Raw genomic sequence first — 12,157 nt, 5'->3', positions numbered from 1 at the left:
GCCGTCACCACTTCCCGCGCGTGTACTGCGGCGGGTACGGGGCCCGCCGCCAGTCCAGGCCGAGTTCGGCAGCCGCGCGCTGTGGCCAGGCGGGCTCGCGCAGTGCGGCGCGCCCGAGGAACACCACGTCAGCGCGCTCGTCGACCAGCAGCTGTTCGGCGTACTCCGGGTCACTGATGAGCCCCACGGCGCCCGCCAGGACTGCACCCGACGCGCGCACCTCCTCGGTCAGCGGCACCTGGTAGCCCTGCTCCAGTTCGACCGGCGGCCGGTCGGGGGTGTTGGCGGCCGAGGAGACGTCCACCAGGTCGACCCCGTGCTCGGCGAGCCGGCCCGCCAACCAGCGCGAATCCTCCGGGGTCCAGCCGCCGGGCACCCAATCCGTGGCCGAGATCCGGACGAACAGTGGCTTACCTTCCGGCCACACCTGCCGCACCGCGTCGCAGATCTCCAGCAGCAGCCGGGCCCGGTTGTCGCGCGAGCCGCCGTAGGAGTCGTCCCGCTCGTTGGACAGCGGCGAGAGGAACTCGTGGATGAGGTACCCGTGGGCGGCGTGGATCTCCACGACGTCGAACCCGGCGTGGTCGGCGCGGCGGGCGGCGTCGGCGAACGCGGTCACCACCGCGCGGATCCCGTCGACGTCCAGCGCCTCCGGTGTGGTCATGTCACCGAACCCGATCGCCGAGGGCGCGACCGTCGTCCACGCACCCTCCTCGGGCGGAAGTGAGCCGACCGGGTATCCGGGCCACGCCCGGTACGCCGACGCCTTGCGTCCGGCGTGCGCCAGCTGGATGCCGATCGCCGCCCCCTGGGAGTGCACGAAGTCCACGATGGGCGCCCACGCATCGCGCTGCGTGTCGTTCCACAGCCCGGCGTCCTCGGGACTGATCCGCCCCTCCGGCACCACCGCCGAGGCCTCCGCGAGGATCAGGCCGAACCCGCCCTGCGCCCGCGCGCCCAGGTGCACGAGATGCCACGGCGTGGGCACCCCGTCACGGTCCTCGCACGAGTACTGGCACATCGGCGAGAGCCACACCCGGTTCCGGATCTCGAGGTCGCGGATACGGATCGGTTCGAAGAGCATCGCCATGTCCGCGATTAAACCCGCATCCCGTGACGCCCCGCCTCGCCGCACCCCCGGAGCCCGCCGCACCCGGCCGACTACCGTGAACGGCATGACTGACGCGCCGACCGGACAGGGCTCATCACCCGAGCCGAAGCTCACCCACCTCGACGCCGAGGGCCGCGTGCGCATGGTCGACGTCGGCGACAAGGCGGTCACCACCCGCACCGCCACGGCCGAGGGGATCTTCCGCACCCGCCCCGACGTCGTGACCATGGTCGCAGGAGACTCGCTGGGCAAAGCCGACGTCCTGGCCACCGCCCGCCTGGCCGGGATCGGCGCGGCCAAGAAGACCTCCGAGCTCATCCCGCTGTGCCACCAGATCCCGCTGAACTCGGTCAAGGTGCACTTCGACCTCGACGACGAGGCCGGCGAGATCCACGTGAAGGCCACCGCCAAGACGACGGGCAGGACGGGTGTCGAGATGGAAGCCCTGACCGCCGTCTCCGTGGCCGGGCTGACGCTGCACGACATGGTCAAGGCCGTCGACCCGCTCGCCACCATGGACGGGGTCCGCCTCGCCGCCAAGACGGGCGGCAAACGCGGTGACTGGACGCGAGAATCCGAGGAGGCGACCGGGAACGACGACGACGAGGTGACGCGCGCGAACACCGGGCCCGCCGCGCTCGATTCCGGCCGAAGTGGTGTCGTCGTCGTCTCCTCCACCGCCGCCGCGCACGGCCACCGCGAGGACACCACCGGCCCCGCCATCGAGGGTTGGCTCCTCGAGCGCTGTTTCTCGCCGGTCGAGGTGCACGTGGTGGCCGACGCCGACATCGCCACGGCCGTCACCGAGCACGTCCGCCGCTCCCCCGCGGTCCTGTTCACCACCGGCGGCACGGGGGTCGCCCCTGACGATCGCACGCCGGAGGCCACCGCGCCGCACCTGGAGCTGGAGCTGCCGGGGGTCGCCGAGGCGATGCGGGCCCGCGGCCTGGCGGCCACGCCGACGGCGGCGATGAGCCGCGGGCTCGCGGGCTTCGCCGGACGTACCCTGGTGGCGAACCTGCCGGGCTCGACGGGCGGGGTCCGCGACGGGTTGGCGGTCCTCGACGACCTGCTCGAGCATCTGCTCGACGTCCACGCCCACGGAGGAGAACACCGATGAGCTCCAGTCCGCTGGTGGACATCACCGACCGGGAGATCGACCCGCGCGAGGTCGAGAAGGCCGTGTGGACCAGCGCCGACGGGGCGATGGTGACGTTCTCCGGCGTCGTGCGCGACCACGACGGGGGCCGCGAGGTCCACGACATCGAGTATTCGGCCCACCCCACGGCCCGCGACACGCTCGCCCGGCTCTGCGACGAGGTCGCGGTCGAGCACACCTCGGCGGCCGATTCCGGGCGCACGGTCCGCGTGTCCGCCGTCCACCGCGTGGGCGTGCTGCCGGTGGGCGAGGTCGCGGTGGTGGTGGTCGCTGTGGCGCCGCATCGGGCCGAGGCGTTCGCGGCGTGTTCGGAGCTCATCGAGCGTCTCAAGCACGGGGTGCCCATCTGGAAGCGGCAGCGCTTCACCGACGGCGTCTCCGAATGGGTGGGCGTCGGCGACTGCTGAGTTGGTCAGGCCGGCCGTCTCCAGGGTCTGCGCGGGTTCTGACCCGGCGGATTGATGAGTGTGCCGTCGTCGGCGACGATGCGGTCGGCGAAGGCGTTCCACTCGCGTTCCCAGATGGCGTCACGGGCACGGGCCAAGGGGCCCTTGGGTCTGGTGCGGTGTTCGTGTCCGGTGTCGGTGATGATGACGAGTTCACCCAACGGCCCGGACCGGTAGGCGTTGGTCCCGAACGTCTTCTCGCGGTGGTGTTTGCGGCACAGGCAGACGAGGTTCCACTCGGTGGTCGGCCCGCCGAGCTCGGGATCCTTCGTGTTGAACGCGATCACATGGTCCACGTCGCAGGCCTCGGCGGGAACCGAGCACCCGGGGTGGCGGCAGGTGCCGTCGCGCATGCGGATGCGCTCGGCCATCGCGGGGGTGATCACGTAGCGCAGGGCGTGCTCGGGGGAGTCGAGCACGCCGGGGGCGGGGTCGATGAGGTCGAACCGCACGCTCGCGTCGTCGCCCTCGAGCAGTTCCGTGCAGAGCCATTCGACGCTGCTGTAGGTGCCGTGGACGAACTCGACACGGTTGGGCAGGCCCCGGGCCGCGGAGGCGATCACGCTGATGCGGATCGGCTGACCGGCCCGCGCGGCGTTGCCCAGTGTGGGCCGGGGGAGGTCCGCCCCGAGCCTGACGTCGCCGAGTGCGATGCCGTCGTGCTCGGACGCAGGGGCCGGGTCGGAGCTGGAGCCGGGGCCGGAGCCGGGGCCGGGGCTGGTCGCGGCCGGGTCACCAGCAGGCGGATAGACGGCGAGCGCGGCGAGGGCGTCGGCGCGGAGCTGATCCAGGGAACCGTCCAGTCCGTCCGCCGAGGCGGCCGACGCATCCGTCTCGATGCGACGACGAAGGAGCTCGGCATCGGCGGCGGTGAGCCTGGCCCACATCGTGGCCATGCCGTTCCGGTCGCCGCGGAATCGGACCGAGCGGGTGGCGGCCGCCGCTGCGGCGGCGTCCTGCGCGGCAGCCGGGTCGTGTCGCTCCACAGCGTCATCGATCGCCGAGTCCACCGCGTTGCGGGTCGGCCGGTCGCCACCGCCGAGATCGTCCGTGAAGCGCGCGACCACCTCGTCCTCCACGGCCGACACGATCGCGTCGGACACCTCCGCCAGGCGACACGCGATATCGACCGCCAACTGCTCGGGCAGTAGCCCGCGGTCGACCGTGGATCGCAGACGGGGCAGCCGCCGGTGGATCTGCGTCCCGGCCGTCACCAACCGCGCGGCGTGCCAGCACGTGAGCTGACACGCCGCCACGAGGTGATCGCGGGCCCGGGCCTCCGGATCCAACCGGGCGTACGCGGGCCGACGCGAACCGGCGCCGGCCTCGTCGGCCTCGCCAGCCTCCTCCGCCTGTGCCTGGGCGGACCGGGCGAACTGGTCGACCAGGACATGCGCCGCCTCCAGCCGCGTGGCCCCGGCACGGTTCTGCGCCAACGTCGCGGCACGAGCCGCCTCACTGACGGCCTCCATGTCGACCATGCCGAGGGCCTCGGGTACGGCGAACAGCGAACTCGTCGTCGTCACCATTCCACCCCCTCCGCCACCGGCATCGAACCTACATTCGACAATACCCGCACCGGCGCATTAGTACAAGGGTTCGACCATCTTCGATCACTCATCCCAACCGGGTACCCACCCACTGCGCCAGGATCCGCGCGCAGGCGTCGACACCCTCGACCCACGTGGTGCCCGCGGACTCGTCGGCGGCATCCGAGACGTGCTTGACCAGCCGCGTGGGCACGCCCAACATCGCGCCCGCCGCGGCCACCGCATACCCCTCCATGTCCACCAGGTCGGCGATCCCGGCCAGGCGGTCCCGCACCGGGCCGCCCGCGACGAAACTGTCGCCGGTCGCGAGCACTGGCGCAGCCGATCCCCCGGGCCCCGACGACGCGGCGGCGTGCTCGGGGGTCACCGCACGCAGGGCGGACAGCGCCAGCGGCGGGCCGTCGTGCCGGCCGGTGACGGCGTGCAGGGCGGGGTCGTCGAAGTCGTGCTGGAACACGGTCGCGATCTCGTGCGTGCCCTCCATGCCCGGGTGCAACCCGCCCGCGGTGCCCACGTTGACCAACTCACGCGGCCGTGCCCCGCCACCGAGCGCGTGCGCGACGGCCACGGCCGCGCGCACCTTGCCGACGCCGGTGACGAGCACCGGGAAGTCGGTGACGAAGTGCCGTGCCTCCTGCTCCAGCGCGACGACGACGAGAGGGTGAGCCGGATCGACGGTCCCGATGAGTTCCACGCGCCATACGGTAGCCGTCGCGGGGCCCACCCGAGTCCGCCGCCGGGCCTACGGTGGAGTCGAACCACCCCGAGGGAAGAGGTCGTCCGCGATGTCCGTCCATGCCGCGCCCGTCACCACAGCACCCGTCACTACAGCGACCGCCGACCGGCGCCGCGCCCTGCTCGCCCTGCCCGCCGCGGCACTGCTCGCCGCCGCCGGCTGCTCGAACGGCACCGAGGACGCGCAGGCGCCCGAGACCGTCACGGCCACGGTCAGTGCCCCCGTCGAGGTCAGCTCCCCGGCCACCGAGCAACCCGCCGGCGACCGCCGGGACCAGGCCACCGACTTCGACCGCGCCAACTGCGACACCGAAGTCTCCGGGCAGGACGTCACCGGCGATGTCACCGTCCGCGACGGGCAGACGTGCGTACTGTCCGACCTCACCGTCACCGGCGACATCGACGTCCTCGGCGGCGGTCGACTCGAGGCGACCACCATCCGCGTCACCGGGGACATCGAGGCCGAGGGGCACGCCTTCGTCCTGGTATCCGGCGGCGAGGTAGCCGGGTCGATCGAGCTGGACCGCGGTGGCGAGACGATCGTGGAGAACGTCCGCATCGGCGACAGTCTGGAGTCGGAGCGCAACTCCGGCCCGCAGCGGTTCGAGGGCAACACGATCGGCGGGGATCTCGAGTGCGCGGCCAACGCCCAGGCCCCGACTGGCGGCGGGAACCAGTTCGGCGGCGCGCGCGAAGGCCAGTGCGCAACGCTCTGACCGACTGCCCGATTCACCCCCCGGGCGGGTCCCACCAGCGTCGCTCGCCCGCACCCAGCGGTAACCGGGCCACGACCTCGTGGCGGGCCTGGCCACGCGGCCCCTCGCCGAGGAACGAGTCGACGAGTGCGATCTCGGAGACCTCCCACCGGCTGCTCGTGAAGGTGTCGAGCACCCGCAGCCAGGCGGTCGCATCGTCGCGACCACCGAGCCGCGCGAGCGTGAGGTGCGGACGGAACCGGGCGCCGTCCGGGACGCAGCCCGCCGCGTTGGCGGCCGAGCGGACGCCCGCCGCGAGCGCGTGGAGCGGCCGATCCTCGGGCTGATCGACCCCCGCCCACAACACCTTGGCCCGCTCAACCGAGGGGAACGCCCCCGCGCCGGCCAGCCGGAGAGTGAACGGCTCGTGCTTCCGGGCGACCGCCTCCACCCGCTCGGTCAGCTCGTCGAGACGCCAGTCGTCGACGTCGGGACAGAACGTCAGGGTGAGGTGCCACTGGGCGGGGTTCGTCCACGTCAGACCCGGCCGCGGCTCGAGGAACCGCTCCAGCTCCTCGCGAACCTCGCCGGGCGGCATGACCGCGACGAACATCCGGTGCCCCATCACTCCACCGTGGACCATGCGCCGGTGGTCCACAAGCCCGAGTCGTGATCCATCACGAGCCCGCGAGCCACCACCCCAGAGCGGCGGCGGCCACCGTGGCTGTCATCGTCCCCACCCCGTACGCCGCCGCGGTGAGGAACCGGCCGTCGCGGGCCAGGCGAACGGTGTCATAACTGGCCGTGGAGAAGGTCGTGTAGCCGCCGAGTGCTCCCGTGCCCAGCAGCACGGCCACCGTCCCGCCGCTTCCCGTGGGTCCGGCCAGCAGCCCCATGACCAGGCCCAGTGCGAACGAACCCGACACGTTGACGAGGAACGTGCCCAGCGGAAACCGGCCATGCCACCGCGCGGCGACCGCCAGGCCCACGCCGTAGCGCAGGGCCGCGCCCACGCCCCCGCCGAGCGCGACCCACACCGCCATCACGGCGTCACCCACCGTCATGACCCCTCGATCCCAGCGCCATCCCGAGCACGGTGGCCACACCGCCCAGCACGAGCGTCGCCGCGGGATAGACCATCGCGCCGACCCCATCACCCGCCCGCGCCAGGGTCGAGACCTGCAGGGCGATGAGCGAGTAGGTGGTGAACCCCCCGCAGAAACCGGGGCCGAGCAGTAACCGGGCGTGATGTCGTCGTCGTTGTCGTCGTCCCTCTCGTCGCCACGCCCCGCCCTCGGGCAGCACGGTGAGGACGACCCCCAGTGCGAACGCGCCCACGACGTTGATCGCGAGCGTCACGGTGAGGGCCGGCGGCGCCAACTCGGAGACGACGACCCGCGCGAACGTGCCAGCCGCCCCGCCGACGGCGACGACGGCCATCGAAGTGAGAGTGACCATCGCGGCGGGGAACCTCACGTGGACAGTCCGGCCTCCAGGGCGGCGTCGAGGCCGTTGCGATCACCGGTGATCTCCAGGCCCGCGGCATCGGGGCCGACGCGGCCCCACAGCAGCAAGGCGAGCGTCTCCGGCGGCCCCGCCACCTCGACCGCGCCCGTGGAGTCGGGGCCCGCACCGTCCGTACCGGGCAGCTCCCACTCCAGCGCGCCGAGGGCGCCCGCCCCGACCGGCTCGGCGCCCGCGGCGAGGCCCACCGCGGCCGGGCCCTCCGGGGCGTGGGGGACGCCGCGGAGGCGGATCGTCACCGCGAGCGGCGCGACGTGGGCGGCCATGTGCGGGCGCATGACGGTACAGAACTCGTCGATCGTGTCGACGGCGACGTCCTCCGGCACGGGCGTCGTCGCGGCGGCACCGTGCAGAGCGTTCTCGACGTCCCAGCGGTGGACGAGGGTCTCGTGGAGCTGGCGCCGCGGCCAGAAGTCGGCGCGGCCCGGGCCGGAGAAGGTCCAGACCAGGGCGTCGGGGGCCGTGTCGGTGAACGTCGTCATCATCTCGGCGGTGAGACCGGAGTACCAGTCGGCGAGCGCGGCGGCGCCCTCGGTCACCGGCGGCGCGGACTCCATGACCGCTCCCCTTCCCCCGGTCCGGGTGTCGGGCGTGGCCTCGCGGACCGTGGCGGCGCCCCACCAGTTGACCGCGCCCAGGTGGACCACCAGGTCGTGCACGGACCAGCCCGGGCACGAGGCCACCGGGGCGGTGACGTCCGCACCGGTCCCGAGCCCGTCCCCGGCCAGGGCGTACCGCACCAGCCCGACCTGCGCCTCGAGCGCGTCGAGCATCCTGGAGTAGGCGAGCCGGGAGGTCATACGCGGGTCGCCTCGTCGGACCCGGGGCGGTCGTTGCCGTCCGCCCGGCGGCGGGTGAAGTCGATCTGTCGCCCCGCGTTGGACACCGCCACCACGGTGCCGGTGCCGAAGATCCCGTCGCGGTCGAACAGCGAGGCGGTGCCCACGGCCACGCCGTCCGCGCTGACGTGCTCGTCGGCCTCGATCCCGATGTCCCCCGACCGGGGCAGCCGGGCCAGCGCCACGGTGAGGTCGGCGTTGATGAAGCCGATCCCCTCGTCGCCCCAGTGCGTCATGAGGCTCGTGGACTCGGACACGATCACGGCCCGCTGGAACGGGGAGGCCGGCTCGCCCTCCACCACGTCCAGCGGGTGGATCCAGAAGCGCTTCCGCTGGTCGTTCTGGTGCACGCCCATGTCGCGGTCCCACGAGGGGCCGGGCTGGCCGCTGCCGAAGAACACGTTGGTCCCCGGCCCGGTCTCCCCCGGATCCGCGTCGGCCGGCGCCGCGAGCTCCCGGCCGGACACCCACACCGTTCCCGGTGGCTGTTCACCGCGGCGCAGCTGGACGAACGTGGCGCGGGCGACGGCCTTGCCCCCCTGGATCAGCCGCGCGTCGGCCACGCGGATGCGGTTGCCGCTGCGGATCTCCTCGGTCTGGACGACCAGGGGTTCGTTGCGCACCGGCGCGAACAGGTCCACCGTGAGGCGGGCGGGTTGGAACTCCTCGGCACCGAACTCGTGCTCGAGCGACCGGGCGGCCGCCACCACGACGGCCGGGCCGTTGACCATGCTGTCCGACCAGGCGCTGCGGGCGTACCGGGTGGGCAGGTACGCCCCGCTGTCGTCCAGGGTGAAGAAGGCGCGTTCGCTCATCGGGCCACCCCGTCCGTGCCGGTGGCGCCGGCGTACGCGCCGAACCCGGCCGAGCCGCCCGCCGACCCCGCCGCCCACGACCGCAGGATCGCCGCGAGCTGCGTCTCGAAGTACTGCTCGGCGCTGGGCGAGGACCGCCACACACTCAGCTCCAGCGACACGACCCCGTGCAGCGACGCCCAGATCGTGGTGGCGGTCTCGTGCACGTCGGCCGACCGGAACACGCCCTCGTCGACGGCCGCGTCGACCACCTCGAGCAGCGGTTCGCGCCACAGCGCGTCGACGGTGCCGTCCCCAACCCTGCCGTCCCCGGCCCCGGCGATCCCGGCTCGCGGCGACCGCACCGGCTCGCCCACGACCAGCCCGTACAGGCCCTGGTTCTCCAGTGCCCACCGCCGGTACGCGCGGCACAGCGACCGCATGTCGCCCTCGACGCTGTCGTGCCGCAGCGACTCGCGCAGGGCGGCCGCCAGTTGCCGGTCGGCCTCGTGCGCGACGGCCGCGAGCAGGCCGGACTTGCCGCCGAACATCGTGTAGATCGCCGTGGTGGAGGTGCCCTGGGAGGCGGCGAGCGGCCGCAGTCCCAGCGTCTCCGGCGCCGCGTCCCGGAGCCGTCGCGTGGCCTCGTCGAGGATCCCCCGGCGCAGCGCCTCGTCGTACTGGGCGTGGTGGGGGGCGCGGGTCGCGGCCTGGGTCGAGGCGCGGGTGGCCGCGCGCGGCGAGGATGGGGTCACCCCGGCAGGGTACGACGACGACGACGACATCGGCGTCATAGCGGCGTGGCGTGTCGCGGCAGACGCAGTGATGCCGCTGTCGTGGCGCCGCCATCACACCCGCGTCCCACACCGGACCGGCGCCGCCGAGCACGCCGTGGCAACGGTGTCCGACCTGCTGTGACGGTGTTCCGATCCACGCATGGATGCGCGCCGTCTTCGGTCCGTTCCGGACGCACGACCCAGCTGAACCAGGACAAGGGAATTCGGCGCCGGGCCGGGCAACTCGAGAGAGTCGGCGGCCCCGAACGGTCAGCGTGCGAAGAGGTCAGCGTGCGAAGAGGTCAGCGCGCGAAGAGGTCAGCGTGCGAAAAGAAAGGCCCGCAGCCCCTCGCGGGGACTACGGGCCTTACTTTGTGCGCGATTCCAGCTCGCCGCCTCGTCGAGTGGCGACAGGGTTGGTCCGCGTCCGTGTGTTGGTCGTACAGACCGGTGTCCGTATCAGTTGGCCGCGGCGTAGGCGTCCATGATGTCGGACGGAATTCGGCCGCGGTCGGAGACCTCGTAACCGTTGCTGCGGGCCCATTCGCGAATCGCCTTGGTATCGCCCGACGACGACGACTTGGCCGCGGCCCGGCGTGCAGGCTTGGCCTTGCCACTGGACGAGACACGATGGCCGTTCTCCACGTACGGAGCCATTACCTCGCGGAATTTCTCAGCATTCTCGTCGCTGAGGTCGATCGTGTATTCCTTACCGTCGAATGCGAACGTGATCGTATTGGCGTCGCTGCCGAGATCCGTTCCGTCGAGGTCGTCGATGTACTGCACCTGGAACTGCTGTGCCATGTGTTCTTCTCCCTTGGCCGGCTCTGTTCTCTATATGAAGATATTATGCACAGGGAAGTCGACATACGCACACGTATGTTTTGGATAGCGCTTCTCGACAATGTTTTCAGTGCTGAACTTTACAGGGATATTCCACGGTTGTTCAGTGGCCGAAAGAGTCGGAATTCTCGCGATATCTCCGCACGATGAGATCGACGATCTCCGGGTGTGCGCCGAGTGGCGGAGAGACGATATCCCCGCCTGCCGCGGCCATTCGATCGGCGAAGAAACCGGGGGCGAGAAGGTGGGTCGCGACCGCCACCCGACGTCGCCCCCCGGTGCGGAACTGTTCGACCGCCTCGGCGACGGTCGGGACCGCCGCGGAGGCGAAACCGGAGGTCACCGGCACACCCATGAGGTCGGAGAGCCTGGCGGCGAGCGCCCTCGTCTCCGCGATCGACGACGCGTTCTTACTCCCCGCCGCGCCCAGGACCACGGCGTCCGCGCCGAATGCCCCCACCGCGCCGGCCTCGGCGAGCCGCTGCATCAATGCCCGCACGACCTCCGGTTCCGCGCCGAGGTGCGGCGTCTGGACGACCGGGCCGGGGGCGTCGCGGCAGGCCTGCCCGACGTCGTGGGTGACGTGGTAACCGCGGGCGAGAAAAGCCGGGACCACGACCGTCGGTGCGCCGTCGGCGAGTATCCGGCCCGGGCCGGGTGACTGGACGTCCACCCAGGAGAGTCGGCAGTCCACGCCGGGCAGCTGCTTACGCGCTTCCAGCAGGACCCGACCCAGCACGCGGCGGCCCGCCGCCGCCCGGGTGCCGTGGGCGACCAGCAGGAGGCGGGGGCTCATGACGTCATCCCGGGAGCGTTCACCCTTCGAGCATGCCGCAATCCGGGTGCGGGGCGGCACCCGCTCGGCGACACTGGGGGGATGAACGCAGGCGGCAGACGGGGTGCGCGGCCAGAGGTGACCGTGGCCAACTGGGAGGCCGTGTACGACTTCTACGGCCCCGGTCGTCGGCGCGACGGCTTCACCCACCCGCTGCTGGCCCTCGTCGGGGCCGTTTATGCCCCCGAGCTGCGCATCGCGCCGGGGACCGTGTCCGAGCTGCACCGTCTCCACGACGCCGGGGTGGGGATCGTCGTCGCCGCCAACCACCCGTCCAAGCACGACCCGTTCGTCCTGGCCTCGGGCGTGTTCGACAAGCGGGTCCGGTTCCTGTCGAGCGGCACCGGCCTGACCAAGGACCCGCTCTTCCGGGGCCCGCTGCGTCCGGTCTTCGAGTACACGGGGACGGTCCCGGTGTTCCGGGCCAAGAACTACCAGGGCACGGCTCGCGAGGTGCACGATGCGGCGGCGGCCCGGCTCATCGGTCTCTGCGTGGATCGTCTCACCGCGGGCGGCGTGGTCCTGACGTTCGTCGAGGGGACCAACTCCTCGGCCGACGACCTCCGCACGCTCCGTCTCGGCTCGGTCAAGAAGGGGGTGGGCCAGATGGTCCGCGGGGTCCGCGTGGAGGGCGGCCGGGTGGCGGTCCTGCCGGTCGGGATCGTCTACCACGGGCGGGAGCACGCCAGGACACCTCCGCGACGCCCCGTGCTGGCCGCGGGCCGGCCCATCGTGTGGGAGGACCCGGGGGCCCCGCCGGCGATCGACGAGGTGCGAAGCGCGGTGCGCGACGGGATCGACGACGCCCTCACCGCCGCCTGGGAGTAGGCGGCCGCCCTGCCCGGACTGC

The 12,157-nt window shown here is 72.4% G+C and carries 15 protein-coding genes; 4 read left to right on the top strand and 11 right to left on the bottom strand.

Going from position 1 to position 12,157, the window contains the following annotated elements:
- Positions 1-4 precede the first annotated feature (4 nt).
- Positions 5-1,090, bottom strand: a complete 1,086-nt coding sequence (locus VZF99_RS00580) for an NADH:flavin oxidoreductase/NADH oxidase (protein WP_069388761.1) — start codon at positions 1,088-1,090, stop codon at positions 5-7.
- A gap of 85 nt (positions 1,091-1,175) precedes the next feature.
- Here VZF99_RS00580 and moaCB point away from each other — a divergent pair, with 85 nt between their 5' ends.
- Both moaCB and VZF99_RS00570 read left to right on the top strand, forming a co-directional pair.
- Complete coding sequence (gene moaCB, locus VZF99_RS00575) at positions 1,176-2,231, top strand: bifunctional molybdenum cofactor biosynthesis protein MoaC/MoaB (RefSeq protein ID WP_407335429.1); 1,056 nt, start codon at positions 1,176-1,178, stop codon at positions 2,229-2,231.
- Positions 2,228-2,677, top strand: coding sequence for a molybdenum cofactor biosynthesis protein MoaE (locus VZF99_RS00570; protein WP_407335428.1), 450 nt, complete (start codon positions 2,228-2,230; stop codon positions 2,675-2,677). Before moaCB ends, VZF99_RS00570 begins: the two co-directional genes overlap by 4 nt.
- 5 nt (positions 2,678-2,682) lie before the next feature.
- Here VZF99_RS00570 and VZF99_RS00565 read toward each other — a convergent pair whose 3' ends face one another.
- Positions 2,683-4,245 (bottom strand): HNH endonuclease signature motif containing protein, encoded by a 1,563-nt coding sequence (locus VZF99_RS00565; RefSeq protein ID WP_407335427.1) that lies wholly within the window; start codon positions 4,243-4,245, stop codon positions 2,683-2,685.
- An 88-nt stretch (positions 4,246-4,333) separates the two neighbouring features.
- Positions 4,334-4,960, bottom strand: coding sequence for a nucleosidase (locus VZF99_RS00560; RefSeq protein ID WP_325768137.1), 627 nt, complete (start codon positions 4,958-4,960; stop codon positions 4,334-4,336).
- A gap of 91 nt (positions 4,961-5,051) precedes the next feature.
- Here VZF99_RS00560 and VZF99_RS00555 point away from each other — a divergent pair, with 91 nt between their 5' ends.
- A complete protein-coding gene (locus tag VZF99_RS00555; protein ID WP_407335426.1) occupies positions 5,052-5,717 on the top strand; it encodes a hypothetical protein in 666 nt (221 codons plus the stop codon).
- Between the two features lie 13 nt (positions 5,718-5,730).
- Here VZF99_RS00555 and thpR read toward each other — a convergent pair whose 3' ends face one another.
- The 8 genes from thpR to VZF99_RS00515 all read right to left on the bottom strand — a co-directional run bounded on the left by thpR (position 5,731) and on the right by VZF99_RS00515 (position 11,268).
- The gene (gene thpR / locus VZF99_RS00550; protein WP_407335425.1) at positions 5,731-6,339 is read right to left on the bottom strand and encodes an RNA 2',3'-cyclic phosphodiesterase; all 609 of its coding nucleotides are present in this window, start codon (positions 6,337-6,339) and stop codon (positions 5,731-5,733) included.
- Between the two features lie 34 nt (positions 6,340-6,373).
- Positions 6,374-6,760, bottom strand: coding sequence for a fluoride efflux transporter CrcB (gene crcB / locus VZF99_RS00545; RefSeq protein ID WP_096906286.1), 387 nt, complete (start codon positions 6,758-6,760; stop codon positions 6,374-6,376).
- Positions 6,747-7,154, bottom strand: a complete 408-nt coding sequence (locus VZF99_RS00540; protein WP_120286567.1) for a CrcB family protein — start codon at positions 7,152-7,154, stop codon at positions 6,747-6,749. The genes crcB and VZF99_RS00540 overlap by 14 nt, the downstream gene beginning before the upstream one ends.
- Before the next feature lie 14 nt (positions 7,155-7,168).
- Positions 7,169-8,020 (bottom strand): maleylpyruvate isomerase family mycothiol-dependent enzyme, encoded by an 852-nt coding sequence (locus tag VZF99_RS00535; RefSeq protein WP_407335424.1) that lies wholly within the window; start codon positions 8,018-8,020, stop codon positions 7,169-7,171.
- Positions 8,017-8,874, bottom strand: coding sequence for a thioesterase family protein (locus VZF99_RS00530; RefSeq protein ID WP_407335423.1), 858 nt, complete (start codon positions 8,872-8,874; stop codon positions 8,017-8,019). Before VZF99_RS00530 ends, VZF99_RS00535 begins: the two co-directional genes overlap by 4 nt.
- A complete protein-coding gene (locus tag VZF99_RS00525) occupies positions 8,871-9,608 on the bottom strand; it encodes a TetR/AcrR family transcriptional regulator (protein WP_407335422.1) in 738 nt (245 codons plus the stop codon). The genes VZF99_RS00530 and VZF99_RS00525 overlap by 4 nt, the downstream gene beginning before the upstream one ends.
- A gap of 480 nt (positions 9,609-10,088) precedes the next feature.
- The gene (locus tag VZF99_RS00520; RefSeq protein ID WP_067715382.1) at positions 10,089-10,433 is read right to left on the bottom strand and encodes an Lsr2 family protein; all 345 of its coding nucleotides are present in this window, start codon (positions 10,431-10,433) and stop codon (positions 10,089-10,091) included.
- Between the two features lie 142 nt (positions 10,434-10,575).
- Positions 10,576-11,268 carry a sirohydrochlorin chelatase gene (locus VZF99_RS00515; protein WP_407335421.1) on the bottom strand — a complete coding sequence of 231 codons (693 nt, stop codon included), beginning with the start codon at positions 11,266-11,268 and terminating at the stop codon, positions 10,576-10,578.
- 81 nt (positions 11,269-11,349) lie between these two features.
- Here VZF99_RS00515 and VZF99_RS00510 point away from each other — a divergent pair, with 81 nt between their 5' ends.
- Positions 11,350-12,135: a lysophospholipid acyltransferase family protein gene (locus VZF99_RS00510; protein WP_407335420.1), complete on the top strand. Its 786-nt coding sequence runs from the start codon at positions 11,350-11,352 to the stop codon at positions 12,133-12,135.
- Positions 12,136-12,157: the final 22 nt, after the last annotated feature.

Origin of the sequence: Dietzia kunjamensis (assembly GCF_045689975.1) — a bacterium.
GTDB classification, from domain to species: Bacteria; Actinomycetota; Actinomycetes; order Mycobacteriales; family Mycobacteriaceae; genus Dietzia; species Dietzia kunjamensis.
This window is presented reverse-complemented; position numbering and strand designations above follow the sequence as displayed.